We start from the raw sequence: 26,274 nt of genomic DNA on the forward strand, positions 1-26,274 counted from the left end.
AGGGTGCGCTTTGTCCGTTTTTGGGAATAGACAGAGCAGGCACCAAGGGTGCCTGGCCAGGCACCCGCCTGGGACGCATGCGACGTTTGGGGGAAGCGATGTCGACCATCACAACCATCCACAAGGGAGCGCTCGAGGCCTCTATAGACTCGATGGGCGCCCAGCTCATGAACCTCAAGCTCAACGGCAGCGAGTACCTTTGGCAGGGTGACAAGCGTTTCTGGCCGAGAAGGGCACCCATCCTCTTCCCCATCGTGGGATGCCTGCGCAACAACTTCGCCAAGAGCGCGGCGGGCGATGTTCGTCTTGGACGCCACGGCCTGGCAAGAAACTACGAGCATCGCATCGTCGAGCAGACCGACGACTCCGTGACCTTCGAGCTTGAGAGCACGCCGGAGACCATGCGCGCATACCCATACGCCTTCCGCCTCAACATGACCTACACCGTCGATGGCGAGCGCATGCTGCAGCGCTTCACCGTCACCAACACCGGCGACGAGATCATGCCCTTCACGCTCGGCGGGCATCCTGCCTTCAACGTTCCCGCCCCCGGCTCAGACGGCGAGACGTTCGATGATTACGAGCTTCGCTTCACGCGCCCCTGGACGGCGGTCTCCCCTAGCATCGACACCGATGGCCTCTGCGACTTCAACCAGTCAAACACGCTCTTCGAGGACGCCGACGCGCTGCCCCTCTCGCATGAGCTCTTCGACAAGTACCTCACGCTCACGTTCCAGGACGTCCCCGGCCGCACGGTCACGCTCTTGGGCACCAAGAGCGGCCACGGCGTCGAGCTCGACTTCGACGACTTCCCCTTCCTGGGAGTCTGGTCGGCACCCGGTGCTCCCTTCGTGGCCGTCGAGCCCTGGCGTGGCGTCGCCACCTGCCACGACGAGTCGGACATCTTCGAGGAGAAGCGTGGCATGGAGTCGCTCGACCTGGGCGAGAAGGTCTCCTACGAGTTCTCCGTGTCGCCGTTCTAGAGTTCTGACAGCGCACCACCTGCTCTTCAGCCAGCAGCACGCAAAAGGCCGCCCCGGGCATGACGTCGGGGCGGCCTTCTCGTTGCTGACGCAGTTGCCAGGAACTACTTGGAGAGCAGCTCCTCGACGTCGAGGGCGATCATGTACTCCTCGTTGGTGGGGACGACAAGCACCTTCACCTTGGAGTCCGGCGTGGAGATGACGCGTGGGTCGTCGGAGCGGACCTCGTTGGCCTTCTCGTCAATCTTGACGCCCAGCCACTCGAGCTCCTTGGCCACGCCCAGGCGCATCTCGGCGGAGTTCTCGCCAATGCCTGCGGAGAAGGCCATGGTGTCAAAGCCGTGCATGGACTGCGCCATCTCTGCGATGAGCTGAGAGGTGCGGTAGTAGAACATGTCGAGCGCCATCTGGCAGTTCTTGTCGCCCTTCTCGGCGCCCGCCTCGATGTCGCGGGAGTCGGAAGAGACGCCGGAGAGCGCAAGCAGACCAGACTGCTTGTTCATCATGGTGTCGACCTCGTCGATGGTGTAGCCGCCCTCGCGCACCAGGTAGCAGACGGTAGCAGGGTCGATGGTTCCGCAGCGGGTGCCCATGATGAGGCCGTCGAGCGGCGTGAGGCCCATGGTGGTGTCCATGTCGTGGCCGTCCTGGATGGCGGCAAGAGACGCGCCGGAGCCAAGGTGGCAGGAGACGAGCTTGTGCACGTCGCCGTTGAGGAACTGGCTCGTGGTGCGCCAGATGTAGCGGTGAGAAGTGCCGTGCGCGCCGTACTTGCGGATGTGAAGCTTGTCCACGACGTCACGCGGGAGGGCGTAGCGCCATGCCTTCTCGGGGATGTTGTAGTGGAACGAGGTGTCGGCCACGATCACGTTGCCGATGGAGGGGAACATCTCGCGGCAGATCTGGATGACGTCCGCCTCGGCGTAGTTGTGCAGCGGCGCGAGCGGCGCGACCTCTCGGACCCAGCCCAGGGTCTCGTCGGTAACAACCTTGGACTCGGGGAAGTACCAGCCACCCTGAACGACACGATGGCCAATGCCCTCGATCTTCGCGGTGTCAAAGCCCGCCTCGTCGAGAATCTGGAAGACGTACTTCACGGCAGTCTTGTGGTCGGGCAGGGCCACCTCGAGCTTCTTCTTCTCGCCGCCGCGCTCCTCATGGCCAACAAATGACCCGTCGATGCCGATGCGCTCGCAGTTGCCCTTTGCGTAGACCTCGCGAGTCTTGGTGTCGAGCAACTGGTACTTGAGAGACGAGCTGCCGGCGTTGATGACAAGAACGTTCATGAATCTCCTCTCGAAGGGTGCGATGCCCCAAATGCACACGCAACAAGGGCCATGATAGCGCCGCACGGGCTCGTTGCCACCCAGATGGCCTCGAACCCGCGCGGAAGGCGCAGAAAACCCTGTGACGTTTAGGCGTCTTTGCCCGAGAAGAGCGTCTTCTCAACTAGTTCGCAGGCTATCTCGATGCAGCGCGGACAGGGAGTGAGAACCACGCCCGTCTCGCGGCCCTTGAGGTCATGGCACGCCGTGGCACCAGCCTCGCGCCCAAACTCCGCCACCATCTGGCGGGAGAGCGCATAGGTCGAACCCTTGCTCGTGGGGTGCGCGAGGTCACCCGTGCTGTTTACAAGGCCAGCCAGCATGCAAGCGCCCGAGAGCGCGCCGCAGGTGCCCTCCATGCCTCCCATGCCAAGCCCCAAGCCCTCGCACGCCTTGAAGAGCGTGGTCTCGTCCATGCCTACCAAGTCCGCATAGGTGCAGACGACGGCCTGCGCGCAGTTGTAGCCCCGGGCGTGGCGCTCGGCGGCAAGCTCGCTTCTGGGCTCCACGCTACTTCCCCTCCCCTGCAGTGGGATCGAGCTTGCGGCCGCCAAGCACATGGACGTGAAGGTGATGCACTGACTGGCCGCCGTCGTCGCCGGTATTGGTAATGCAGCGGAAGCCGGTCTTGTCTATGCCCGTCTGCTCCGCAACGACCTTCACCGCGTGCGCGATGGCGGCGAGCGTCTCGGCGGGAACGTTGTCGGTGATGTTCTCGTAGTGCTTCTTGGGAACCACGAGCACGTGAGTGGGCGTGAGCGGGTTGATGTCCGGGAAGGCGACCACAAGATCGTCCTCGTACAGGAACTTGGTGGGAATCTCGCCGTTCGCAATCTTGCAGAAGAGGCAGTCTGACATTTCTTACTCCTTATCTCGTCCCATGTGTGCGGGATTTTCCTGCCGGGCAATGGAATCCCGTTGCCCGGCAATGGGATTCCATTGCCGGGCAACTCAATCCCGCCGTGGAGCTAGTCGTCCAGGTAGGCCGTGGAGGGTGCCGCGGTGGTGTCGGTAACGGGGGCGTCCTCGTCGGTGGCGTCGAGAAGCACGCGCACCTTCTGCTCTGCGTTGGCAAGGCGCTCACGCAGGCTCTTCAGGAGTTCCACGCCCCTGCTGTAGCGCTCGAGCGACTCCTCGAGCTCAAGGTCGCCCGCCTCGAGCGAGCGCACGATCTGCTCAAGCTCGACGGAGGCCTCCTTGAAGCTGAGGTCCTCCACCTTCCTTGTGTCCTTGGTGGCGTCGTCTGCCATCTTTGTCTCCCTTCCTCGCGGCAAAGCCGCGTGTTCGCATTGAACGTGTGACAAGTTGTCCTACGACGCGGCCTGGCCCACACTGGTCACCGTAGCCCCAAGCTCCCCCTGGCCAAGGAGGACGAGGATACTCTCGCCCACTTCTACCTGGGACGTATTGGAGAGCACATGCCCCTCGGCGTCTCGGGCAAGGGCGTAGCCGCGGCCCAAGACCTTAAGCGGCGAGAGCGCGTCGAGCGTTGCCGCATGCCGCGCCACGGACGTCTGGTACGGACGCAGAAGGCCCCGGCCTGCCACGGACAGGCGATGCGCGTCACTCTCGACACGCTCGCAGGATCGTGCGAGCGCCTTGGGGATTGCGGCATGCAGCCTCTCCTCGGTGAGGTCTAGCGTGCGAGCGCGGTCCTCCAACGTGGCCATAGGATCGGTGAGGCAGCGCCGCGACGCAAGTGAGTCCACATAGACCGAGAGACGAGAGAGACCCGCCTCCATGGATCGCGTGGCCCTCTCGCCGAGGGCGTCCACGGCGTTGGCGTCTGCCTGCAGCGTAGCTGCCATGGCATTACCCAGGCGAACGCCGCGCTGGTTAATGAGGGTCTCAATCTCGTTCATGGCAGGCGCCACGGACTCCGCTGCCGCCGTGGGCGTGGAGCAGCGCCTGTCAGAGACCATGTCGCAGATCGACGTGTCCGGCTCGTGGCCAATGCCCGTGATCACGGGAACGGGGCAGGCCGCGACGGCGCGGGCGAGCTGCTCGTCGTTAAAGCACATGAGGTCCTCGAAGGAGCCACCGCCACGTACCAGCAGGATTGCGTCCGGCCGCGAGGCGGCGGCAACCTCAAGCGCGCGGATGATGGTTGCCGGGGCATGCTTTCCCTGCACGGCGCAACCAACGGCATCTATCTGGACCAGCGGATTTCTTCTCCGCAACGTGCGCTTGACGTCCTCGATTACGCTACCGGAAAGCGACGTGACAACGCAGACGCGCGTGCAGAAGGCAGGGATGTGCCGTTTGCGGGCGAGGTCCATGAGCCCCTCGCGCTCCAGCTTGCGTGCAAGCTCGGCAACCTGCTGGCGGAGAAGCCCCTCCCCCGCCACCGTGATGTGTTTGGCGACAAACGAGAGCTTGCCCGTGTTCTGGTAGACGTCGAAGGCGCCCGATATCTGGATCTGCAAGCCGTCGCGCAGCTGCGTGCCCGAGGTCTCGACAAAGTCGCGGTACACACCGCGCCAGGCGATGGTCGACATGGATGCGGTGGCATCCTTGACCTCGAAGTAGCAGTGCCCCGAGCGGGCATTGGGCCCGCGGAAGCCGCTCACCTCTCCCATGACCACCAAGGTGGGAATCTGCGCCACCTGGCCCTTTGCCACCTGCACCGCCTCGGTTACCGAGAGCGGCTCCTCCTTGGTGCCCACCATGGGCTAGTCCCTCCTATCGGTACGACCTATGAGGTAGAGCAGCTGCACCACCGAGACGAGCGCCGCAGCGACATAGGTGAGCGCCGCCGCCGTGAGCACCTCCTTGGCACCCTGGCGGTCTATCCCCTGGCCGTGCGTCTCGAGGAACTGCACGGCGCGCCTCGAGGCGTTAATCTCTACCGGAAGTGTGACCAGCTGGAAGATGACCGAAAAGGCAAAAAGCACGATGGCAATGCGCACAAGGCCCACAGCGTTCATGAAGACGCCGGCGAGAAAAACCAGCATCCAGACGTTCTGCGAGAAGTTCACCACCGGCACGAGCGCCGTCCTTACGCGCATGGGAGCGTAGTTCTTGGCGCGCTGCACCGCGTGCCCCGCCTCGTGGCATGCCACGGCAACGGAGGCCACGGAACCGCCGCGCATGTTCTCCTGGGAAAGGTGCAGGTTGTTGTCGCGCGGATCGTAGTAGTCGGTAAGGTGCCCGGGAACCGAGGTGATGCCCACACTTGAGGCGCCGCCCTCATTGAGCATCTGACGCGCAACGTCCGCACCGGTGCCGTTAAACGAGGCATCGACCTTGGACCAGCGCTCATACTTGCGCTTGATGTAGGACTGGGTGATGAGCCCCAAGAAGAGGGAGAGAATCACGATGCCGTAGTAGGCAAAGTCGATTCCGTACCCGTACGTGTAATAGCCCATGTGAAAAGCTCCAATCGTTGGGGGCCGTGGGACATATGTACCCAAGGCCGTCCGACGCCAACGATGATACAGAAGCCGCGCGACACAAATAGCGCACGTAAGGCGCCAGCCAGCCGAACCAGCCAAAGCTCGAGACCCGCTAGATGACCTCGATTCGGCCGTCACGCACCGTGAGGCCAACTGATCCCTCAAGCAGGCTCTCGAGCTGCCTACCCGCCAGCTCGTGGCGCCAGCCGGTCGCGAGGCGCGACTTCGAGCGGTCCTGAGCAAACTCCACCAGGTCATCCCTTGTGGCTATGAGCTGCGTCGCGATGCCGGACTTCTCGGAGACAATCCTCACGAGGGCCACCATGAGGTCAACCACGCTCTCCAGCTCGGCAGATGGGTGAGAATGGCGCTCCTGCTGCGGGCACGCGGAACCGGGGACCTCCTCGCCTACGCGGACGGCATCGAGAAGGTCGCGCACGTCCTTCTCGCCCAACTGGTCGGTACCACGAATCTTACGTAGGCGTTCACGGCTGCGCGGTGCGCGCTTACAGACCTCGACCACCACCTCGTCCGAGAGAACCCACTTGCGGGGCACGTCGTGACCTGCCGCTGTCTGCTCGCGCCACGCACAGACCTCGCGGGCAATAGCGAGTTGACGGCGCGTGAGGGAACCCGAGCGCTTGAGCCTGAGGTAGGCCTCGCGAGGATTCCGGTGCATGTGAGAGGGGTCGGTCACCTCGGCCATCTCGGGCTGCACCCAGGCGAGACGGTCCTTCTCGACAAGCTGCTCCATCATGCGGTCGTAGATGGCGGGCAGGTAGCGCACGTCATCCTCGGCATACGTGAGCTGCTCTGGATCGAGCGGGCGGCGCGACCAGTCCGTGAGCGACTCGGCCTTGGGAAGCCTCACGCCGGCGTAGGCCTCGACCAGAGACGCGTAGCTCACCTGCTGTCGCATGCCTAGGAATGCGGCGGCAACCTGCGTGTCGAAAACCGAGGCGCAGGTCACGCCCATGCCGTCGAGAATAACCTCGAGGTCCTGCCCGCAGGCATGGAACACCTTCGTGACCCGATCGTCTGCGAAGATGCTCGCCAGGGGCGAGAGGTCCTCGATGAGGATGGGGTCGATGGCGCCAATCTCCGTGGGCGTGCCAACCTGCACGAGACAGAGCTTGGGATAGTAGGTCCTCTCGCGGAGAAACTCCGTGTCCACGGCAATGACGCGCTCGTTGCCAATTCGCTCGCAGAAGGCACTCAGTTCATCGCTTGTGGATATGTACACTCGACTCTCCCAGCTCAAAGGTGTTAGCCAAAGGTCCTGGCGTTGGGCTACCATGTGCATGTGGCCCGGCGGGGGGCCGGCGCCCGGAACATGATACATGCTATCCCTTGCTGGGGGACCGGGGAGGATCATCATGCGCAGCGTCATCATCCACAACCCTTTGTCGGGCTTTGGCTCCGATGCCATCTTCGAGTTCGAGCGCGCCCTTGTCCACGCCGGCGACGAGTGCACGTTTCGCGCCCTTGCCCCAGACTTTGAGCCCGCAGATGTCGTGCGCGACGTCGACGACTTCGACATCTGCGTGCTCTCCGGGGGCGACGGCTCGGTAACCGGGCTGCTCTACGCCCTACGCAACCACAGCGTGCCCGTCTGCGTGTTCCCCTCGGGTACGGCAAACCTGCTCTTCGCAAACATCGGCAACGCACCAGAGCCTGCCGCCCTCGCCCGAGCCTGCCGCGTGGGGCATACCGCGAGCGTGGACCTTGGCGAGATCACATGGGATGACGAGCAGGGCAACACGCACGTGAAGGGCTTTGGCCTCATGTCCGGCACGGGGTTTGACGCCCAGCTCATGGAGGCCGCACTGCCAAACAAGGCTGCCATGGGCCAGGCGGCCTACTTCGCCGCCGCCTTTGCCAACCCGCGTCCCACGATCGAGGAGTTCACCATCATAGTGGACGGCCAGGAGTACCATCGCCGCGGCATCTCCTGCATGGTGGCGAACAACGCGATGATTCAGGGTGACATCCAGATTGTGCCTGACTGCCGGATGGACGACGGGCTACTCGACGTCATCGTCATCGAAACGCAGGACGCGGCCCAGGTGCTGCGCCCCCTCTTCTTTGGCATCGTCGACAAGACGGGCAAGTCCATTGGCCGACCGCACCTTGAGGCATTCCGCGGTCGAGGGATCACGGTGCGCACAGAGGAGCCCGTTCCGCTCGAGGTCGATGGTGATGTAGTGAGCTCCGGCGTCACCGAGTACCACGCCAGGGTCCTTCCCGGGGTGTGCAACCTCGTGGTTGACAGCATGAGCTCGTACCAGCCCAGCTCAGACGCCCCCGCGCGCTTCACGGATGCCGACGAGATAGCGTTTCCCAAGGAGTAGCGCAGCGGGCGCCACCGGCGCCCGCCACCATATACGAAGGTTTACTCTGAAAGCTTCAGGCAGTAGTTCTCGCCCTTGAGAGCGACCTTGGCACCTGCGGCGGCATCTGGGCTCTCCGGGTGCGCGAGCACGTACTTGCTGCAGCCAAAGAGCAGCCCAGAGTCACCGCACTCAACAGCAAGGCTGGGCTTCTCGGTGTTGACGCCCTTCGGGAGTATGACCGCAATCTTGTAGCCGGCGCCTGCGATGTCAATGGGCGCGTAATGCAAGGTCGTCGCGTAGATCTCGACCATGGTGCGCGCGGGCACCCGGAAGGCGACCACGTCTGACGTGTCGAAGACCCCGTCAACGATGTCCCACTGATGCCCAAAGAGCATGACGCAGTCGGTCGACACGGGCATGTTGAACTCACTCGTGCGGTGGTACTCGAGGGAGTTCAGGAACGTGTTGTGCCCGGCAACGGCACCCACCTGGACGTCAAGACCTCCCACGAGGGTCCTGGCAAGCTCTCCCACGCCAGCCGCCTCGTGGATCGCAGGAATCTCCGGCTTGTATTCAAGCCCATCCGGCATCTCGACGTTCTTCTCCACTGCGTCCACCAGGGAGTCCACGATGTTGCCCGGGATGTCATCCCACACCGCCCCGTACTCGCGGAACTTAGGGTCCCTGCACGAGAGAATATCCATGCTCTCCTCCAACCAACGAGTCAACAAGACCGATCAACATCCTAGGGCGGCCCTGCATGGCAGACACCGACTGTCCGGTGTGTGGCGGGGAGAAGCGTTGGACGGGGTTACACCGCGTCGTCGGCGGGAAAGCGAACGCCTGCCTGCTCGCGCGCCGCGTCCATCACCCTTAGGGACTCGAGCGTGACCCGCGTCCACATGTAGGCGCGCTCGACCGCAGCCGCATCGCCTCGCACGGCATCGCAGAAGTCCACAAGCTCGCAGAGCATGTCGTTCTCGGGGTTCTCGACCAAAACCTTGCGCTCGGATCCTCCCACGGTCCCCCAGGTCATGCCACGGTCAATGTGCTCGACAACGCGGAGGCCGTGCGGCTTGGTGATGTCCTGGTAGATGAGAGTTGCCCGCTCGCCCTCGATCTGGCAGGGCGCGAGGTCGTCCGAAACCTTGCCAAACGAGAGCGTCACGGACTTATCGCCATACCCCAGAAGCAACGCACCGGCAACGTCAACCATCCTGTAGGGTGAGCCCTCGGGCTCGCCCGGCACGGAGGTCGTGACAAACGACGCACTCACCGAGGAGGGGCGCCCAAAGAGCGCCATGGCGGGCTCGACGCAGTAGACGCCAATGTCCATGAGGCTTCCCCCGGAAAGGCGCGGGTCAAAGACGTTGAGGCGCTCCCCCGCCCTCAGACGTGTGATACGCGACGTCACCTTTGCGAAGCCCATCTGGGCAAGACGCACATCACCCAGCTGCGGAACGGTCTCCGCGACGGCCCTAAAGCCGGGGGTATGGATGGAGCGCATTGCCTCCATGGCAATGACGCCCTGCTCAGAGGCTGCATCGAACACACGCTTTGCCTCACGCGCATTGGAGGCGAAGGACTTCTCAACTAGCACGTGCTTTCCCGCGCGGACAAGCGCGAGCGCCTGCGAGGCATGCACGGCGTTGGGCGAGCTGATGTAGACGGCATCGACGTCGGGAGAGGAACCCAAGTCCTCAAGGGAGTCAAAGGCGAGCGACCCGCAGTGCTCCTGGGAGAACGACCGCGCCCGAGAGAGGTCTCTCGAATAGGCGCCCACGTATTCGGCGCCATCATAGGAGCCGAGCGCGTCGAGGAACCTCTGGCAAATGCCGCTCGTTCCTATGGTTGCGATGCGAACCCTCTGCCCTTTTGCCATACTGGCGCCCCTTCCCGTGCGAACGTCAGGAGCGCCGGAGTCCCAAACGGCGAGACCCAGGAGGACGCCCCCTCATTGGCAACGATTCTAGAACAGCGGGCGTGGGGGCGTCAGTGGGCCTGGGCGGTGGGGTCGGCTGCGGGAACAGCAGCCATAGAACGAACAGAGCCAAGGCAGGACTGCACGGATTGAATCACCGTCTGGGAGAGCTCGTCCTCGCTCATGCTTCGCTCGCCCAAGAGCCAACTGCCAAGCAAGCTCACAATGCCGCCTGCGGCAAAGTCCACGGCACATGAGAGCCTCGAGGAGAATGACTCGGAAACCTGGACCGAGACCTCGGAGAGCCTGCACAGACGCCCCGAGAGCTCCCTCCTGAGGCGCTCGGACAGGAGCGTGCGGGCTGGCGTGCGGGCAAGGGAACCAAAAGCCGTGGCACCGTCGGCAGCAAGGGCCTTGAGCTGTGAGAGCACCTTTGAGAGGCCCGCAGGCGTGCGTACGTCACCCGACTCCACAATGCCGGAGACCTCGCTTACCGCGTCGTTCTCTATCTCCAGAAGAACGGCGCGGACGCTTGGGTAGTGGGCGTAGAAGGTCTTCTTGTTGATGAGCGCGCGATCGGCTACGTCCTTTGCCGTGATGTCCTGCGTTGGCTTCTCGGAGAACAGCGAGACAACGGCCGCTCGTATGGCGGCCTGTGAGCGCTTGATGCGAAGGTCGATATGTCCCGCAGCCTGGACGCCCATCTCTGTCACCTCTCAAGAACGATGCGACGCATCCCATGTACAGCCGATATTTCTAATTGTATACTTATTTCCAGAATTAGAAATAAATCGAATCTCCGGATTAAGGGAGACAATCGTGAATTCTACTCCTGAAGAGATACGCCAACGTTACGAGGAGCTTTCGTTCCCCACGCTTGCTACCCCTCGCGTGGCGCTCATGGCAGGCTACGTGCAGCACGGCCAGACCACCACACTCGAGCACGTTGCCGCCGTAGCCTACCTAAGCCTTGCCCTCGTAAGGTGGCTTGGGCTTCACTGCGACGAGCGCGCCCTGGTACGCGGTGCTCTTCTGCATGACTACTACCTGTACGACTGGCACGACCACAACGCCGCTCCGGACAACTGGCACGGCTTCACCCATCCCTGCCACGCGTTGAGGAATGCCGAGAAAGACTTCCCAGACCTCACCGATCTCGAGCGCGACATCATTGCTCACCACATGTTCCCGCTAGTGCCATCTCCCCCAAGGCACAAGGAGGCCCTGGTGGTCTCCCTTGTCGACAAGATCTGCTCGACCGTGGAGGTCTTTGCTCGCCAGCCGTGGCACAAGGCCGAGAACGGAGGGACAGCATGGTAGAGCGCCTCATAGCGGCATGTGCCGCCCTCGCCGCAATGCCGGGACACAGTATTTCGCCGTTTGGCCTGTCCCTTCTCGTCCTCTCCATGGCCACCATCTCTGTGGGCGGATGGGTCTGGGAGACTATCTACTGCTCGATTGTGGAGCGCCGCCCCGTACGCCGAGGCTTTCTGTTTGGCCCGGCCTGCCCCATCTACGGCACAGGCGCCATTGCGGTCTACGTGCTTCTTGGGCACCTCAAGAGTCCCGTTGCCGTGTTTGTCGCAGGCGCCCTGCTTGCAACCGTCATCGAGTATTCCACGGGGCGCGTGCTGGAGGAGCGATTTGGCAAGCGCTGGTGGGACTATACGGGCTGGCCGCTCAACTACCGTGGGCTTATCTGCCCCATTGCCTCGGCGGTGTTCGGGGTTTTCTCGGTGCTGGTGGTCTTTGTCATAGAGCCACAGCTCCTGGCCTATTTCTCTTCATGGGGAGAGCCTGCGTGCGAGGCGGCTGCAGCCGCCTGCGCGCTGACCTTTGTCGCAGACGCGTCCCTCTCTGTCATTGCCCAGGATGCAGATGGCAAGGGCAGGAGAATCGCACTTAGACGATAGTCCGGTTTGCTGCTAAGGTGAGGAGTGTTTGGCTACCAAACCGGAGGCAGCATGTACTCATTTGACAGCAGGGTGCGCTACAGCGAGTGCGACGAGAACGGCGTGCTTGGCCTAGTGCCCATGATGAACTACCTGCAGGACTGTTCTACCTTCCAGTGCGAGGAGGTTGGCAGGGGGCTCAAGGAGCTCCGCCACGACCACCTTGGCTGGTTTGTGACCTCGTGGCTCATCCAGATCGACTCGCTTCCCCACTTCTGCGACACCATCACGACAAGCACCTGGTGCTACGCCATGAAGCGGCTGCAGGCCGAGCGCTGCTTCGAGATTCGCGGGGCAGACGGCACCACGCACGTGCGCGCTGACTCCCAGTGGTACATGTACGACTTCTCGCAGGAGCGCGTAATCAGCATCCCGCAGAGCGAGTCTGTCTACCTGCAGGGAGACGAGCGGCTTTCCGAGCTGCCGCAGATCTCGCGCCATCTGAAGCCCCAGGGAGAGGGAACGCCTGCCTCCCCCATTGTGATTACCGAGCAGCACCTGGACACCAACCGCCACGTGAACAACGCCGAGTACGTGCGCTTTGCCCTTCTCGCCGCCGGCGAGCAGGGGCACACCATTGACCTTGAGCGCCTCGAGGTGCAGTACCGCACCATGGCGCTTCTCGGCGACACCTTGACTCCCGTGGTCTACGGGGGCGGCAACGACATCACCGTGAGCGTCAACGGCGAGGACGGCAAGGCCCGCGCCATCGTGAGGATGGAGGGACGGGCATGACGGCAGGGTCTGACGAGAACCGCCCCACTATCCACGTAGCGGCGGCAATCATCCAACATGACGAGCACATCCTTGCAGCGCGGCGCGCCCATGGCATGGATGGCTGGGAGTTCCCCGGAGGCAAGGTCGAGGACGGCGAGACGAGCGAGGAGGCCTGCCGTCGCGAGGTCATGGAGGAGCTTGGGTGCAAGCTCCAGGTGATGTGGCTTCTCGACACCCTGACCTACGACTACCCGGAGTTCCATCTGGTCATGGACTGCTTCGTGTGCACACTGGCACCAGGCGCGAAGCCAGAGGCGAAGCCCGGCGAGCATAAGGAGGTTCGCTGGCTCGGACGCGGCGAGCTTCTCGACGTAGCGTGGCTTCCGGCAGACCAGGGGCTCATCCAGACGCTGGGGCTTGCCTGGGACCAGATCATGGAGTCAGAGCACCTGTAGGCAAGAACATCCACACCGCTGCGCACCGGAGGGAGACCAATGAGCAAGGCAGACGACATTTTCGTCGACATGTGCACGGACATCCTCGACCATGGCACCACCACCGAGGGCCAGAAGGTTCGCCCCCACTGGGAGGACGGCACGCCGGCCTACACCATCAAGCGCTTTGGCGTGTGCAACCGCTATGACTTGCGTGAGGAGTTCCCCGCCATCACGCTGCGGCGAACGGCACTCAAGAGCTGCATGGACGAGGTCCTTTGGATCTACCAGCGCAAGTCCAACAATGTCCACGACCTCCACAGCCACATCTGGGACGAGTGGGCAGACGAGACGGGCTCCATTGGCAAGGCGTACGGCTACCAGGTGGGCCAGGTCTCCCACTACGAGGACGGCGACTACGACCAGATGGACCGCGTCCTCAAGGACCTGCGCGAGAACCCCTACTCCCGCCGCATCATGACCAACCTCTACACCTTCTCGGACCTTTCCGAGATGCACCTGTACCCCTGCGCCTACAACGCCATCTACAACGTGACGCAGGAACCCGGCGAGAGCCGCCCCACCCTCAACATGCTCCTCGTCCAGCGAAGCCAGGACGTGCTTGCGGCAAACAACTGGAACGTGTGCCAGTACGCCATCCTGCTCATGATGGTGGCGCAGGTCTCCAACATGAACGCCGGCGAGCTCGTGCACATGATTGCCGACGCCCACATCTACGACCGTCACGTGCCCATCATCCGAGAGCTCATCTCGCGACCGCGCCTCGCTGCGCCCAAGGTGAGCCTCAACCCCAAGGTCACGGACTTCTACCAGTTCACGACCGATGACCTCATCGTTGAGGGCTACGAGTGCGGGCCACAGGTAAGAAACATCCCCATCGCCATCTAGGAGGTTCCATGAACGCCATCGTCGCCGTGTGCTCGGACTGGGGCATTGGCCATAAGGGCGCGCTTCTCGTCCACAGCAAGGCAGACATGCACCGCTTTGTGGAGCTGACCATGGGCGGCACGGTGGTCATGGGGAGGCACACGCTCGAGAGCTTCCCCGGAGGCCCCCTCAAGGGGAGAAGGAACGTCGTGATCACCCATAACCCCGCTGCTCTGCCGGAAGGCGTTGTGGGTGTGGAGTCCCCGGCCGCCGCACTCGAGGCGGTGGCGGCAGATGACCCCAACAAGGTGTGGCTCATTGGCGGCGAGTCAGTCTACCGGGCACTTCTCGACAAGTGCACGCGTGTCTTCGTCACGAAGTTCGACGTCGAGAAGCCCGCCGACGCGTTCTTCCCCAACCTCGACGATGACCCCGCATGGAAGGTGGAATCCGTGCAGGACGGAGGCACCACGACAAAAGGCACGCACTTCTCATTCGTCACGTACGCGAGGCAATGAGACAAAGGGACAGTCCCTTTGTCTCATTCGGCCGTGCGGATGTCGGTACCGCCGTAGAGCGCAGCGTAGAACTCGTTGGGAAGCGGCGTATCGATGACCCACACGCCATCGTCGTCCTTCGTGAGGCTTAGCGTCGCATCGGCCGTGGCAACCGTTGCGTCATCGGCATCGAGGCGCTGGTAGAGGAAGTCGAAGAGCTTGTCCACGAGCGCTGCCCTGCCGCCGGAATCAAGCGTCGACTGCATCTCGTCCGTGAGCATCCATGCCTCGAAGTCTCCCGCGGCATTGGTGATTGCGTCCGAGAGCGTTGCGTTGGTTATGCTCACCGTTGCCGTGGCGGTCTTGCCGTCATCGGCAACGTTTACGTCTCCTACCTGGTACGAGAAGTGCGAGAGCAGGTGCTTGTGGTACTCCCCCGGGTCAACGCCAAAGTCGTCGAGCTTGGCGATGGTTGCGTCGTCGCCAAACTGGGGGTCGGGCACGCCGGCGTCCTTGGGCTTCTCGTCGTCGTTCTTGTCGTCGTCCTCCTTGGGGTGAACGATGGCATCGTAGCCATCCATGAACTGCGTCACGGTCTCGGTGACCTTCTCGGTATCGCTCTTGCAGGCAGAAAGCGAGAGGCACACCACCATGGCGAGTGCGACCATCCCAAGGCACGAGAGCGCCTTGGCAAACGAAGCACGGCGACGAGACGAGAAATGCATGGATGACTCCTTGCGAAGCGAACGACTTCCTGAAAGGAACCAGTCAAGCTTAGTCGAAACGAGCCTCCCCTGCATAGAAAGAGGCACCCGACAAAAGCCGGGTGCCTCGGTTGCACGGGACGGCAGTGTGCAAGCGGCCTACTCGTAGTCGCTGGCCACGTCAATCCAGTTGTTGAGGAACTCCTCGTTGTCCTTGCGTCCGCGAGAGAGCTCGGCTGCGGCAACAACGGGCAGCCAGTAGCTGATCTTCTGCTTGGCGATATCGGCAGTCTTGGAGTAGAGCTCAAGGTACTTGTCGGCAGCAGCGGGGAACTCGAGCGTAAGCAGCATGTAGGTCATTGCCGCATCGGCCTCGGGCAGGCCAACGGTGACGTGGGTCCAGTCGCACACGAAGAGGCTGCCGTCCTCGCCCACAACCACGTTGGTGGGGTTGAAGTCGCCGTGGCAGATGGAGCGGCCGTTGCGAAGGCGGTCGGCGCGCATCTGGAGGTCATAGCGGGCAGAGGGGTCGAGCGACTTCACGCGGCCGATCATGCGCACGATCTTGTCGCACTGGCCTGTGAGGGCAGCGGGGGCCTTGGTGTTCTGGACCTTGACCTGCAGGTCGACAAAGGTCTGGAGAAGCTCGTCGAACTTGTCCGTTCCCTCGGTCTCCTTCATGAGGTCGTGCAGGGTGCGGCCGGGGAAGTACTCGTACGCAAGGGCCCAGGAGCCGTCCTCGACCTGCGAGACCTCGAGCACCTTGGGGGTGTTGAGCCCCTCGGCCTGCTCGATGCGGGCGAGGTTCAGCGCCTCGCGGAAGACGTCGACGGCGGGCTTGGTGCGCACAAAGGACTTGACGATCCTGTTGCCATCCTTGTAGACGACCTTGTTGTGGCGGCGTGCGAGCTCGACGCGCTCGTCAGAAAGCTTCATGGTGATGCCTCCTAGTGACCGGGTTGAGTTGTACTAGTCCTCGTAGGAGCTGGCAGGACGACCATAGTAGGCGTCGAGGTAGAGCTCCTTGATCTCGGACACGAGCGGGTAGCGCGGGTTGGCACCGGTGCACTGGTCGTTGAAGGCCTGCAGGCTCATGTCGTCGAGGGTGTCGAGGAAGTACTGCTCGTCCACGCCGTACTCGGCGATGGTGTGCTTGACGCCCACGTGGTCGAAGAGCTCGCCGATCATCGTGAGGAAGTTCTCGAAGACCTCGCGGTCATCCTTGCCCGTGGCGCCGCAGAAGCGACCGGCCTCCGCATAGCGGTGCAGCGTCTTGGGGTGGTCGTACTGCGGGAAGGTGCCCATCTTGGTGGGTCGCTCGGCCGCGTTGTAGCGCATGACGCGGCGCAGGATGACGGCGTTGGCCAGGCCGTGCGGGATGTGGTGGAACGCGCCGAGCTTGTGGGCCATCGAGTGGTTGACGCCCAGGAATGCGTTGGCGAAGGCAAGGCCGCCCAGCGTGGAGGCGTTTGCCATGTGGTCGCGGGCCTCGACGTCGGAGCCGTCGTCGTAGGCACGCGGCAGGTACTGGAAGACGAGCTTCATGCCGCGCAGGGCGAAGGAATCCGTGAAGTCGGAGGACATCATCGAGACGTAGGCCTCGAGGCAGTGCGTGAGGACGTCCACGCCGGAGGCGGCGGTGAGGCCCTTGGGCTGGGTCATCATGTTGTCGGTGTCGACGATGGCCATGTTGGGCATGAGCTCGTAGTCCGTGATAGGCCACTTGATGCCAGTCTCGGCGTCGGTGATGATGGCGAACGGCGTGACCTCGGAACCGGTACCCGAAGAGGTGGGGATGGCCACGAAGAAGGCCTTCTTGCCCATCTTGGGGAAGGTGTAGACGCGCTTCCTGATGTCCATGAAGTCCATGCTCATGTCAGAGAAGTCCTCGTCGGGGTTCTCGTACATGGACCACATGATCTTGCCGGCGTCCATAGCGGAGCCGCCGCCGATGGCGATGATCGTGTCGGGCTGGAAGGCGCGGAGGAGCTCCTCGCCCTTCTCGGCATCCTGAAGCTTGGGGTCGGGCGAGATGGACCAGAAGGACTCGTGGGCGATGCCCATCTCGTCGAGAGACGCCTCGATGCGCTTGGTGAAGCCGCTCTCGTACAGGAACTTGTCGGTGACGATGAAGGCGCGCTTCTTGCCGTAGACGTCCTTGAGCTCGCGCAGTGCGACGGGCATGCAGCCCTTCTTGAAGTAGACCTTCTCGGGGGTACGGAGCCACAGCATGTTCTCACGCCTCTCAGCCACAGACTTGATGTTCAGAAGGTGCTGGGGGCCGACGTTGCCGGAGACGGAGTTGCCGCCCCAGGAGCCGCACCCGAGCGTGAGCGAGGGGGGCAGCATGAAGTTGTAGAGGTCGCCGATGCCACCCATAGCAGCGGGGGTGTTGATGAGGATGCGGCAGGCCTTCATGACCTCGGCGTGGTGGGCGATCTTCTCCTTCTCGTTGGGGTTGACGAAGAGGGAGGCCGTGTGACCGTAGCCGCCGTCGGCAACGAGGCGGGAGGCCTTGGCGATGGCGTCGTCGAAGTCCTTGGCGCGGTACATGCCGAGGATGGTGGTGAGCTTCTCGTGCGCCCAGGGCTCGGAGGGGTCAACCGAGGTGACCTCGCCGATAAGGACCTTGGTCGAGGGCGGGACCTCGACGCCTGCGGCAGCGGCGATCTTGGTGGCGGGCTGGCCGACCATCTTGGCGTTGACGCCGCCGTTCACGATGACGGTGTTGCCAACCTTGGCTATGTCGTCTCCCTGCAGGAAGAAGCAGCCGCGCTTCTGGAACTCGGCCTTCACCTTGTCGTAGACCTTGTCGACCACGATGACGTTCTGCTCGGTCGCGCAGATCATGCCGTTGTCGAAGGTCTTGGAGTGGATGATGGAGTTGACCGAGAGCTCGATGTCGGCGGAGTCGTCGATGATGGCGGGGTTGTTGCCCGGGCCAACGCCGAGGGCGGGCTTGCCGGAGCTGTAGGCGGCGTTAACCATGCCCGGGCCACCGGTGGCGAGGATGCAGTCGACAGAGCTCATGAGGGCGCCGGTGAGCTCGATGGTGGGTGCGGGCACCCAGTCGATGATGCCCTTGGGGCAACCGGCGGCCTCTGCGGCCTCGCGCACGATGCGCGCCGCCTCAATGGTGCACTTCTTGGCACGCGGGTGGGGGCTAATGATAATGGCGTTTCTCGTCTTAAGGCAGATCAGCGTCTTGAAGATTGCCGTGGACGTGGGGTTGGTGGTGGGGATGACGGCGGCGATGATGCCGAGGGGCTCGGCGATCTTCTTGTAGCCAAATGCCGGGTCGTCCTCGATGACGCCACAGGTCTTGAGGTTCTTGTACTTGTTGTAGATGTACTCGGAGGCAAAGTGGTTCTTGATGACCTTGTCCTCCATGATGCCCATGCCAGTCTCCTCAACCGCCATCTGGGCGAGAGGGATGCGGGCCTTGTTTGCAGCCATGGCAGCCGCGTAGAAAATCTTATCGACCTGCTCCTGCGTGAACGTGGCGAATTCCGCCTGCGCCGCGCGCATCTCCTTGATGCGTGTTGCCAGCGCGTCCACGCTGTCGATGACCGTAGCCTTCTTTGCCATGTTACCTCCATATCCCCAGTCGGCGAGGCGGACCGCCCCGCCGAAATTAACTGCAGAACGTAAAAGAGAACGAGGTAGTGCTGGTGAAGCTCGGTGCCCGCGGTGCGCAGGTGGCCCACGCGGGCTGCCCAAAGGCGCCGGAATAATTCGCCGGTGCCATTCGACGCTCTAATCATACCGCTTACGGTCAATTGTGCATATAGAGGAAAGCTTCGTTTACCAATCTGTGTCTAAACGTGTGTTTGGAGGTTGCCGAGAGACCCCTGGCGCCGGGGTTGCGGGAAGTGGCCTTGAGGCGCCCGAGAGACGCCACGGCGGGGGTTTCGTACGGGGTTGCTGCAGGAACGGGGCCCGTAGCTCCAAAACGACGCCACAGCGGGGGTTTCCGCAACAGAAGCGCTTACGCCAAATCCGAGCGCAGCCGCTCCTCCAGAAGGCCAACCTGCTCCAGCGGATCGCCCGACGTGCACGTGAGGCGACGCCAGGAATCCTCCCCCACCAGCCTCGCGTCAACCAGAGGCCCAAAGCCATTCTCAAGCGTGCGAGAAGCGACGTCGTACGACGAATCCGTGCGCAACCCCGGGTAAACAACCCGCTCCACACGCGGATGGCACAGAAGGTAGCTTGCCACCACCTGCGCCGCGTCGGAGGACGCACGCCACTCGTGAGCACGCTGTTCGAGAAGCGCCAGCTCCGCGTCATCGGCATCACGACCTGCCGAGAGAAGCCCGCGAGCCGCATCGGCAACGCCCTGCTCGCCACGCGCAACCCACACCAGCATCGTGCCGGCGCCCGCCGCAGGCGCAAAGGCAACGTCCGCGCCGAGCCTCACCGCAGCACAGGCACGACCAACGCATGAGAGGTCGCAAACCGCGGCCAGCCCCTGCTCGTGCGCACGCTCCGCGAGGCCCCGAACGTCCGTGCAAGTCACGGGCACCCCAGTCAGAGGCTCGATAGGCGCCGAGAAGCCCCTGCTCAAAGCGCCCCGCAGCTCATCTGCAGAGACAACCCGCAACACGCTACTCCGTTTGGCCATGCATACTCCCAACACGAAAACGGCGGGACAGCCGCCAAAGCCATCCCGCCGCAACGATGAGACAAAGGGACTGTCCCTTTGTCTCATCGACGCTCGCGAATCTCCTTGGTGACGTCGGCGATGAACTCGTCGAGGTCGCGCTGGACGGTCTCGTTCGAACGATCGCGCACGGAGATGTTACCGGCCTCGGCCTCCTTCTCGCCAAGGATCAGCATGTAGGGCACGCGGTCGATGGAGCGGGCCTCGCGGATCTTGTAGCCGATCTTCTCGTCACGCTCGTCAACCTTCACGCGCACGCCGGCGTCGCGAAGCTTCTGCGCAACCTCGTCGGCGTAGTCGCGGGTCTTCTCGGAGACGGGGAGCACCTTAACCTGGCAAGGCGAGAGCCACGTGGGGAACTTGCCCGCGTACTGCTCGATAAGCATGCCGATAAAACGCTCGAACGAGCCAAAGCCCGCACGGTGAATCATGATGGGCTGCTTCTTGGAGCCGTCCTTGTCGGTGTACTCGAGCTGGAAGTTGTGCGGGAGCTGGAAGTCGAGCTGGATGGTGCCGCACTGCCACTCGCGACCCAGGCAGTCCTGCAGGTGGAAGTCGATCTTGGGGCCGTAGAAGGCGCCGTCACCGGGGTTGAGCTTGTAGTCGACGTGCATGGCTTCAAGAGCGTCCTTCAGGCCCTGCTCGGCGCGCTCCCAGTCCTCGTCGGAACCCATGGAGTTCTCGGGACGAGTAGAGAGCTCGACGCGATACGGGAAGCCAAACTGCGCGTAGTAGGCAGTGATGAGGTGCGCGACGTCCGTGACCTGCTCGGTAATCTGATCCGGACGAATGAAGAGGTGCGCGTCGTCCTGCTGGAACTCGCGGACGCGGAACAGGCCGTGGAGGGCGCCCTTGAGCTCGTGGCGGTGGTCGATGCCAGCCTCGGCGAGCTTGAGCGGCAGGTCACGGTAGCTGCGCGGCTTGCTCTTGTAGATGAGGCAGGCGCCGGGGCAGTTCATAGGCTTGATCGCGTAGTCCTCGTCGTCGATCTTGGTGGTGTACATGTTCTCTTTGTAGTGGTCCCAGTGGCCCGAGGTCTCCCACAGGCTGCGGGACAGGATGATCGGCGTCTGGACCTGGTCGTAGCCGTACTTGTCCTGCATCTCCTGCCAGTACTGCATGAGGGAGTTGCGGATGCGCATGCCGTTGGGGAGCCAGAACGGGAAGCCGGGACCGGCCTCGTTCATCATGAAGATCTCCATCTCCTGGCCGATCTTCCTGTGGTCGCGCTTCTCAGCCTCCTCGCGCATGTGCTCCCACTGGGCAAGCTCGTCCTTGCTCCGGAAGGCAACGCCGTTGATGCGTGTGAGCATCTTGTTGTCCTTGTCGCCCTTCCAGTAGGCGCCGGAGACGCCGGTGAGCTTGAACGCCTTGAGGGCCTTGGTGTAGAGGATGTGCGGGCCAACGCACATGTCAACATACTCGCCCTGCTTGTAGAAGGTGATGCGGGCATCCTCGGGAAGGTCGCCGATGTGCTCGACCTTGTACTTCTCGCCACGCTCCTGCATGTGGGCAATGGCCTCGGCACGGGGCAGCTCGTAGGTCTCGAACTTGAGGTTCTCCTTGCAGATCTTGGCCATCTCGGCCTCGATCTTGGGGAAGTCCTCCTCGGAGATCTTGGTGCCCTCGGGCAGGTCGATGTCGTAGTAGAAGCCGTTCTCGGTGGCCGGGCCAAAGGCAAAGTCCGCCTCGGGGTACAGGCGCTTGATTGCCTGCGCCATGATGTGCGCCGCGGAGTGACGAATAACGTGCAGCTCCTGGTCCTCGGGGCACTCGTCCACATGTCCGTCGTTATAGAGAACCTTCATGAGAAACCTCTTCCTTGGGGTAGATCCCAAACTTTGACAGCGAGAAGAACTGCGGGCCGCATGGGGCGGCACTGCGCATAACGGCGACTGTCACATGGCAAAAGGCCAGGTGAGGGACAGCCGCCTAGATAGTTACCGTAGTAGTGGTACGCGTGGCGAGAAAAGCATGGGTACAAACAACACCCTTAGCCTGACGGTTCATGTGCACGTCGCTCATGTGGCGCATTCCCTACTGACTCCCCCACGCATTGGTGGAACTACTGCGGACGCATGCGACGCCGCCCAACGGCGAGCAGAGCCACCTGCGCTGCCTGCGGTGACGCAGACAGTTGACACTTTACACCAGAGAGCATCGCTTGTGGCAGGGAAGCAAAACGCACACGCAGGAAAAAGGTCTGAAAACGGCTTGGGATTCGTGCGGCGTTGCTGCGGGGATATGCCCCGCGGTGCCGGGGCGACGCCACAGCGAGAAAAAGGGCCCCACCGAAGCGGGGCCCTTCTCGTTACGCTGTATCTCTCGCTACTGGATGCGGGTGCGGCAGTAGGGGCACACCTTCCAGTCGGCGTTGAGCGGACGGTGGCACGTGGGGCAAACGTTCCTCACCTGCGTGTTGCAGATGGGGCACACCACAAAGTCGCGGTCGATGGGCGCACCGCACTTGGGGCAGATGCCGTAGTGCGAGAGCTGGTGCTCGCGCAGGGCGATGTCGAGGTCCTGCTCCTCGCGGTCAATCAGGTAGGAGCTGGGACGCAGTATGACATAGGCGAGAAGACCAACGACGGGAATGACCGAGATGATCGCCCACATCCACCAAGGCTCCGCGCCACGACGCTGGGCGTCGCGAATGACGTAGACGATGGAGAGCACGTAGAGCATCACAACGCACACAACCAGGAGGTACAGGACCATCCTGACCTCGGGCGTAAGAATTTGGTCGATAAGGTCTTGCATTCCCTGGACTCCTCTTGTTGACACATGTGTACGCGACGTCTTGATTCCAGCTGCCAAAGACGTACTACCGAGAAACGCGATTGACGATTGTATCAGATGTGGCGGAGAATGCCTGCAACCTCGGCAGCAAGCATGATTGAGGCACACGCAATGCGCGTTTCTCCACATAATGCGGACGCGGCCTCAACAACACGCCCATATGGTGTCTTGTCGGCAGTGCAGCCACCTATCTGATGATGTCGCCGTTCTCGTCGTACTTATAGAAGCCCTCCCCGGCGGCCATGCCCAGCTTGCCCTCGTCGATGTACTTCTGCAGCACAGCCTTCATGCCCTTGAAGTTGTAGGGCAGCATCATCTTCCTGAGCAGCGGGGTCACGATGCCGGGCACCTTCTGGTACTGGTCCACGATGTTCATCGCCGTGGTGAGGCCAACGGTATCGAAGACCTGGAAGGGGCCCTTGGGGGCACCAGTGCCCGACGTCCACGCCTTGTCGATGCTCTGGGGGTCTGAGATGCCGTTGGCGTAGAGGTCAAGGCCCGAGAGCATCCAGGGCACGAGCTGGGAGTTGAGGAGGTAGCCTGCCTTCTCCTTCTTCACGGGCAGCGGCAGCATGTGGATGCCGCGGGCGAATTCAAGCACCGCGTTGAACGAGGCGTCGCTCGTCTCGCTTTGCACCATCACCTCGGTCACGTTGTGCTTCCAGATGGAGTTGGCAAAGTGCAGCGCAAGGTAGCGATCGGGTCGGCCGGTGTCCTTGGTGAACTGCGAAGGCAGAAGCGACGAAGAGTTAGTAACAATAATGGTCTTCTCGGGCATGAGGGGCGCAACCTTCTTGAAGAAGTCCGCCTTCTGGTCGGCCACCTCGGCCATCGACTCGATCACTAGGTCAGCGTCGGCAACGGCCTTGCCAAGGTCGAGCTCGAGCTTCATGTCGTCATGCGCCTTGCGCGCGCGTGCGGCGCACTCATCGGCGTCAAACGAGTCGAAATCGGCGAGGCCCGGGCACCAGGCGGGGTCGTCCTCGCTCGTGGCACCCTTCATGCCCTCGATGGCCTCGAGGTACTGCTGCTCAAACTTATCAAGCTTGGGCTGGCAGCGGCCAATAGAACCCTCGGAGCGCAGCCAGATGGTAACGTCGTATCCCCAGTAGGCCGTCTGCAGCGCAATCTGAGAACCGAGGACTCCGCCGCCAGCGACCACAACCTTTTTGAAGCTCATATCCGTCCTCCCATCGAAAATGCAACTATATTGACCGCAATTCTATCGTAGTTGGACCAGGCATCGGCGCGAGTAGTTCGCGGATGCAACCAGATGGGTGGTAGACGGCTTGCGCGCAGGACCTAGCCGCGAGCCTGTACGCCGGGGCGAAATATGCCCGCCACTTCGCCGGCAGTAGTGATTGACCCGCAGGCCACATACGACTCGCCCTCAAGTGCGCTCACCGCCTCGGGAATAGAGGCAAACGTGGCGACGGGCGCATTGCCCGCATGCGAGAAGATCTGAGCAAGTTCACTTGCAGGAAGGGCACGCGGAGAGGAGGTCTGAGCGCAGTAGACGCGAGGGAACTCCGGAGCAAGCAGCTGGACGATCCCCTCGACATCCTTGTCAGCTAGAACGGCGCAGAGAAGCGAGGGACGCTCTTCCACCTTAGGGGCAACGGCTCGCACGGCGGTGAGGAAGGTCTGCACGCTCTGCGGATTGTGGCACGCGTCCACAAGAACCACGGGCTCGGGACGCAGGACGTCGAAGCGACCCGGCGTGGGACATGTCACCACGGAATCAAAGAGCTTCTCGGCATCTAGCGGCCGGCCAAGATAGTCCTCGGCCAGCTGTACCGCGCACGCAATGTTTGCTGCCTGGTAGACGGGCTTGAGGGCACTCACCTCTGCGTAGGACGAGCGCGTGGCGCGCACGTCGAGAACAAGCGAGCCGCCAATACGGTTTGGCCGTTCGGTCACGCGATACGTCGCATGGGGGAGGTCGGCGTGCGCACGGGGCACGCCGGGGTGCATCTCCCCCGCCGCGTCTGCCAGGTCCTCGGGACGCAGGAGCGTGGGTACCACTCCCTCGCTGGCGCACTGGTCGAGAAACACTTCCTCCATGGTATCGGGCGTGGCCGTTCCCACGCCAAGCACGCAGGTGCGACCACGCTTGATGATGGCGGCCTTCTCGCCAGCGATCTTCTCCAAGGTGTCGCCCAGGATGCGCATGTGGTCGAGGCCAATCCCCGTGATGGCAACGCTCTTGATTGACTTTACGGCAGAGGTTGCGTCCCAGCGTCCTCCCATGCCGCACTCGAGCACCGCAACGTCCACGCCTGCCTCGGCAAACACCACGCACGCCGCAACGGTGAGCAGATCGAACTCGGTGATGTCGTACGGCCTCTCGCCCGCCGCCGTGCGGCGCGCATTCACGCGCTGTCCAGCCTCAAAGGCTGCCGCGATGCCGCGCGCAAACGCACCCCCAGAGACGGGACGGCCGTCAACCTCCATGCGCTCGGTGTAACTCACAAGCTCGGGCGAGGTGTAGAGCGCAGTCCGGAGGCCCTCGCCGCGCAGAATCGCCGCAGCAAAGCGCGCGGTTGATGTCTTGCCGTTGGTGCCTGCTATCTGCACGCTCTGGAAGGCGAGGTCAGGGTCTCCCAGCTCCGTCAGCATGTCCTCGACGCTCTCGAGCATGGGGCAGATGCCAAAACGCAGCGCGGAGTGCAGCGTTGCCAGTGCCTCGTCGTAGGTTGTTGGGGAAACGTCAAACGGAAGCCTGTACATGCTAGTAATCGCCCTTTCGATGCGGATGATGCGTGCAGCTCTTGGAAATGCCACCCTAGGTTAGCCATTCGAACGTACACCGGCAGCCATGTCCTTGCGGTAGGCAAGCCAGTATCCACAGCCAATAAGCATGGCACCGCCAACCAAATTACCAAGGCTCACCCAGAGGAGATTGGAGCATGCGCCCGCAAGCGGGACAGCCGTGGCATCCCCTCCCTGGCCCAGCGCCTGCACAATGAGCCCATATGGCAAGAAGAACATGTTGGCCACGCAGTGCTCGTATCCGGACGCGACGAAGGCCATGACCGGCATCACGCAGGCAAAGAACTTGTCGGCAAGAGAGTGACCGGCAAACGACATCCAGACGGCAAGGCACACCAGCACGTTGCACGCAATTCCCCGACAGAAAGCCGCAATTGGCGGGAGGGATGCCTTTGACGAGGCCACACCTGCAGCGGCAACGCCAACCGCACCGCCATTGAGACCCGCGAAGCCTGAGCCCACAAGAATGAGGACGAGAAGGAGCGAACCCACGAGATTGCCCGCGTAGACCATGAGCCAGGAGCCCGCGAGCCGCCCCGGGCCATATCGGCAAGAAAGATAGCCAATGACCATGAGGTTGTTGCCGGTGAAGAGCTCGGCCCCAGCTACGACCACGAGGAAGAGGCCAACCGAGAAGACCACGCCGCTTAGGATCTGCGAGGAAGCAAACCCAAGGCTAGAGTCGGACTTCACAACGAGCATACAGGCGGCACCCGTGGCTATGAAGAGGCCAGCCATCACGGCGAGGAGAAACGACCGCCTGGGCGGGTTGGACGCCTTGCCTTCCCCCACGTCCGCCGCCTTGCGAAGCACCTGCGGAGTCGAGAGGCACTCCCAACTCATATTCATCGGAGAACCGCCACCACCGTGCATGGCCATGGCACAAACCTC

The 26,274-nt window shown here is 62.7% G+C and carries 27 protein-coding genes; 8 read left to right on the forward strand and 19 right to left on the reverse strand.

What is annotated here, in order from left to right; all coding sequences use genetic code 11:
- The first annotated feature begins 98 nt into the window (after positions 1 to 98).
- A complete protein-coding gene (locus BMX94_RS00925; RefSeq protein ID WP_091002498.1) occupies positions 99 to 983 on the forward strand; it encodes an aldose 1-epimerase family protein in 885 nt (294 codons plus the stop codon).
- Between the two features lie 104 nt (positions 984 to 1,087).
- Here the strand turns inward: BMX94_RS00925 and BMX94_RS00930 are convergent, their stop codons facing one another.
- The 7 genes from BMX94_RS00930 to rnd all read right to left on the reverse strand — a co-directional run bounded on the left by BMX94_RS00930 (position 1,088) and on the right by rnd (position 6,946).
- On the reverse strand, positions 1,088 to 2,269 hold the full coding sequence (locus BMX94_RS00930; RefSeq protein ID WP_091002499.1) for an acetate/propionate family kinase: 1,182 nt from the start codon (positions 2,267 to 2,269) through the stop codon (positions 1,088 to 1,090).
- Positions 2,270 to 2,397: 128 nt separating this feature from the next.
- Positions 2,398 to 2,817, reverse strand: coding sequence for a C-GCAxxG-C-C family protein (locus BMX94_RS00935; protein WP_286159971.1), 420 nt, complete (start codon positions 2,815 to 2,817; stop codon positions 2,398 to 2,400).
- A 1-nt stretch (position 2,818) separates the two neighbouring features.
- On the reverse strand, positions 2,819 to 3,166 hold the full coding sequence (locus tag BMX94_RS00940) for a histidine triad nucleotide-binding protein (RefSeq protein ID WP_091002503.1): 348 nt from the start codon (positions 3,164 to 3,166) through the stop codon (positions 2,819 to 2,821).
- A 110-nt stretch (positions 3,167 to 3,276) separates the two neighbouring features.
- Positions 3,277 to 3,558 carry an exodeoxyribonuclease VII small subunit gene (gene xseB / locus BMX94_RS00945; protein ID WP_059054576.1) on the reverse strand — a complete coding sequence of 94 codons (282 nt, stop codon included), beginning with the start codon at positions 3,556 to 3,558 and terminating at the stop codon, positions 3,277 to 3,279.
- A gap of 60 nt (positions 3,559 to 3,618) precedes the next feature.
- A complete protein-coding gene (xseA, locus tag BMX94_RS00950; RefSeq protein ID WP_091002505.1) occupies positions 3,619 to 4,977 on the reverse strand; it encodes an exodeoxyribonuclease VII large subunit in 1,359 nt (452 codons plus the stop codon).
- Between the two features lie 3 nt (positions 4,978 to 4,980).
- Positions 4,981 to 5,676: a zinc metallopeptidase gene (locus BMX94_RS00955; RefSeq protein ID WP_091002507.1), complete on the reverse strand. Its 696-nt coding sequence runs from the start codon at positions 5,674 to 5,676 to the stop codon at positions 4,981 to 4,983.
- Between the two features lie 139 nt (positions 5,677 to 5,815).
- Entirely contained in the window at positions 5,816 to 6,946 is a 1,131-nt protein-coding gene (gene rnd / locus BMX94_RS00960; RefSeq protein ID WP_091002509.1) for a ribonuclease D, read from the reverse strand.
- Between the two features lie 133 nt (positions 6,947 to 7,079).
- Between rnd and BMX94_RS00965 the strand changes: the two genes are divergently transcribed.
- A complete protein-coding gene (locus tag BMX94_RS00965; RefSeq protein ID WP_091002511.1) occupies positions 7,080 to 8,054 on the forward strand; it encodes a diacylglycerol/lipid kinase family protein in 975 nt (324 codons plus the stop codon).
- Between the two features lie 41 nt (positions 8,055 to 8,095).
- Here the strand turns inward: BMX94_RS00965 and BMX94_RS00970 are convergent, their stop codons facing one another.
- From BMX94_RS00970 to BMX94_RS00980, 3 genes are all read right to left on the reverse strand, one after another.
- Entirely contained in the window at positions 8,096 to 8,740 is a 645-nt protein-coding gene (locus BMX94_RS00970; protein WP_091002513.1) for a DUF4867 family protein, read from the reverse strand.
- A gap of 107 nt (positions 8,741 to 8,847) precedes the next feature.
- Positions 8,848 to 9,918, reverse strand: coding sequence for a Gfo/Idh/MocA family protein (locus BMX94_RS00975; RefSeq protein WP_091002515.1), 1,071 nt, complete (start codon positions 9,916 to 9,918; stop codon positions 8,848 to 8,850).
- A 110-nt stretch (positions 9,919 to 10,028) separates the two neighbouring features.
- Complete coding sequence (locus tag BMX94_RS00980; protein WP_091002517.1) at positions 10,029 to 10,661, reverse strand: TetR/AcrR family transcriptional regulator; 633 nt, start codon at positions 10,659 to 10,661, stop codon at positions 10,029 to 10,031.
- Between the two features lie 115 nt (positions 10,662 to 10,776).
- Between BMX94_RS00980 and BMX94_RS00985 the strand changes: the two genes are divergently transcribed.
- The 6 genes from BMX94_RS00985 to BMX94_RS01010 are packed head-to-tail and all read left to right on the forward strand — an operon-like array spanning position 10,777 to position 14,466.
- Entirely contained in the window at positions 10,777 to 11,277 is a 501-nt protein-coding gene (locus tag BMX94_RS00985) for an HD domain-containing protein (RefSeq protein WP_286159972.1), read from the forward strand.
- Positions 11,271 to 11,870 carry a putative ABC transporter permease gene (locus BMX94_RS00990; RefSeq protein WP_091002519.1) on the forward strand — a complete coding sequence of 200 codons (600 nt, stop codon included), beginning with the start codon at positions 11,271 to 11,273 and terminating at the stop codon, positions 11,868 to 11,870. The genes BMX94_RS00985 and BMX94_RS00990 overlap by 7 nt, the downstream gene beginning before the upstream one ends.
- A gap of 51 nt (positions 11,871 to 11,921) precedes the next feature.
- Positions 11,922 to 12,644: an acyl-[acyl-carrier-protein] thioesterase gene (locus tag BMX94_RS00995; RefSeq protein WP_091002522.1), complete on the forward strand. Its 723-nt coding sequence runs from the start codon at positions 11,922 to 11,924 to the stop codon at positions 12,642 to 12,644.
- Positions 12,641 to 13,081 carry a (deoxy)nucleoside triphosphate pyrophosphohydrolase gene (locus BMX94_RS01000; protein ID WP_091002524.1) on the forward strand — a complete coding sequence of 147 codons (441 nt, stop codon included), beginning with the start codon at positions 12,641 to 12,643 and terminating at the stop codon, positions 13,079 to 13,081. The genes BMX94_RS00995 and BMX94_RS01000 overlap by 4 nt, the downstream gene beginning before the upstream one ends.
- A 39-nt stretch (positions 13,082 to 13,120) precedes the next feature.
- Positions 13,121 to 13,969 (forward strand): thymidylate synthase, encoded by an 849-nt coding sequence (gene thyA / locus BMX94_RS01005; RefSeq protein WP_091002526.1) that lies wholly within the window; start codon positions 13,121 to 13,123, stop codon positions 13,967 to 13,969.
- A gap of 8 nt (positions 13,970 to 13,977) precedes the next feature.
- Positions 13,978 to 14,466: a dihydrofolate reductase gene (locus tag BMX94_RS01010; RefSeq protein ID WP_091002528.1), complete on the forward strand. Its 489-nt coding sequence runs from the start codon at positions 13,978 to 13,980 to the stop codon at positions 14,464 to 14,466.
- A gap of 23 nt (positions 14,467 to 14,489) precedes the next feature.
- On the opposite strand, the gene BMX94_RS01015 is transcribed toward BMX94_RS01010, so the two are convergent.
- From BMX94_RS01015 to BMX94_RS01055, 9 genes are all read right to left on the reverse strand, one after another.
- Entirely contained in the window at positions 14,490 to 15,170 is a 681-nt protein-coding gene (locus BMX94_RS01015) for a hypothetical protein (protein ID WP_091002529.1), read from the reverse strand.
- 138 nt (positions 15,171 to 15,308) lie between these two features.
- Positions 15,309 to 16,085: a phosphotransferase family protein gene (locus BMX94_RS01020; protein WP_091002531.1), complete on the reverse strand. Its 777-nt coding sequence runs from the start codon at positions 16,083 to 16,085 to the stop codon at positions 15,309 to 15,311.
- A gap of 33 nt (positions 16,086 to 16,118) precedes the next feature.
- A complete protein-coding gene (gene adhE / locus BMX94_RS01025) occupies positions 16,119 to 18,737 on the reverse strand; it encodes a bifunctional acetaldehyde-CoA/alcohol dehydrogenase (protein WP_091002533.1) in 2,619 nt (872 codons plus the stop codon).
- A gap of 400 nt (positions 18,738 to 19,137) precedes the next feature.
- A complete protein-coding gene (locus BMX94_RS01030; protein WP_091002535.1) occupies positions 19,138 to 19,860 on the reverse strand; it encodes a PLP-dependent transferase in 723 nt (240 codons plus the stop codon).
- On the reverse strand, positions 19,857 to 21,620 hold the full coding sequence (thrS, locus tag BMX94_RS01035; protein ID WP_091002537.1) for a threonine--tRNA ligase: 1,764 nt from the start codon (positions 21,618 to 21,620) through the stop codon (positions 19,857 to 19,859). Before thrS ends, BMX94_RS01030 begins: the two co-directional genes overlap by 4 nt.
- A 520-nt stretch (positions 21,621 to 22,140) precedes the next feature.
- A complete protein-coding gene (locus BMX94_RS01040) occupies positions 22,141 to 22,572 on the reverse strand; it encodes a zinc ribbon domain-containing protein (protein WP_091002539.1) in 432 nt (143 codons plus the stop codon).
- Positions 22,573 to 22,798: 226 nt separating this feature from the next.
- Positions 22,799 to 23,791 carry a 3-hydroxyacyl-CoA dehydrogenase gene (locus BMX94_RS01045; RefSeq protein WP_091002541.1) on the reverse strand — a complete coding sequence of 331 codons (993 nt, stop codon included), beginning with the start codon at positions 23,789 to 23,791 and terminating at the stop codon, positions 22,799 to 22,801.
- A 122-nt stretch (positions 23,792 to 23,913) separates the two neighbouring features.
- Positions 23,914 to 25,341 (reverse strand): bifunctional folylpolyglutamate synthase/dihydrofolate synthase, encoded by a 1,428-nt coding sequence (locus BMX94_RS01050; RefSeq protein ID WP_091002542.1) that lies wholly within the window; start codon positions 25,339 to 25,341, stop codon positions 23,914 to 23,916.
- 60 nt (positions 25,342 to 25,401) lie between these two features.
- On the reverse strand, positions 25,402 to 26,262 hold the full coding sequence (locus BMX94_RS01055; protein WP_091002545.1) for a formate/nitrite transporter family protein: 861 nt from the start codon (positions 26,260 to 26,262) through the stop codon (positions 25,402 to 25,404).
- Positions 26,263 to 26,274: the final 12 nt, after the last annotated feature.

Source organism: Olsenella sp. KH3B4, from assembly GCA_900111695.1.
Lineage (GTDB): Bacteria > Actinomycetota > Coriobacteriia > Coriobacteriales > Atopobiaceae > Tractidigestivibacter.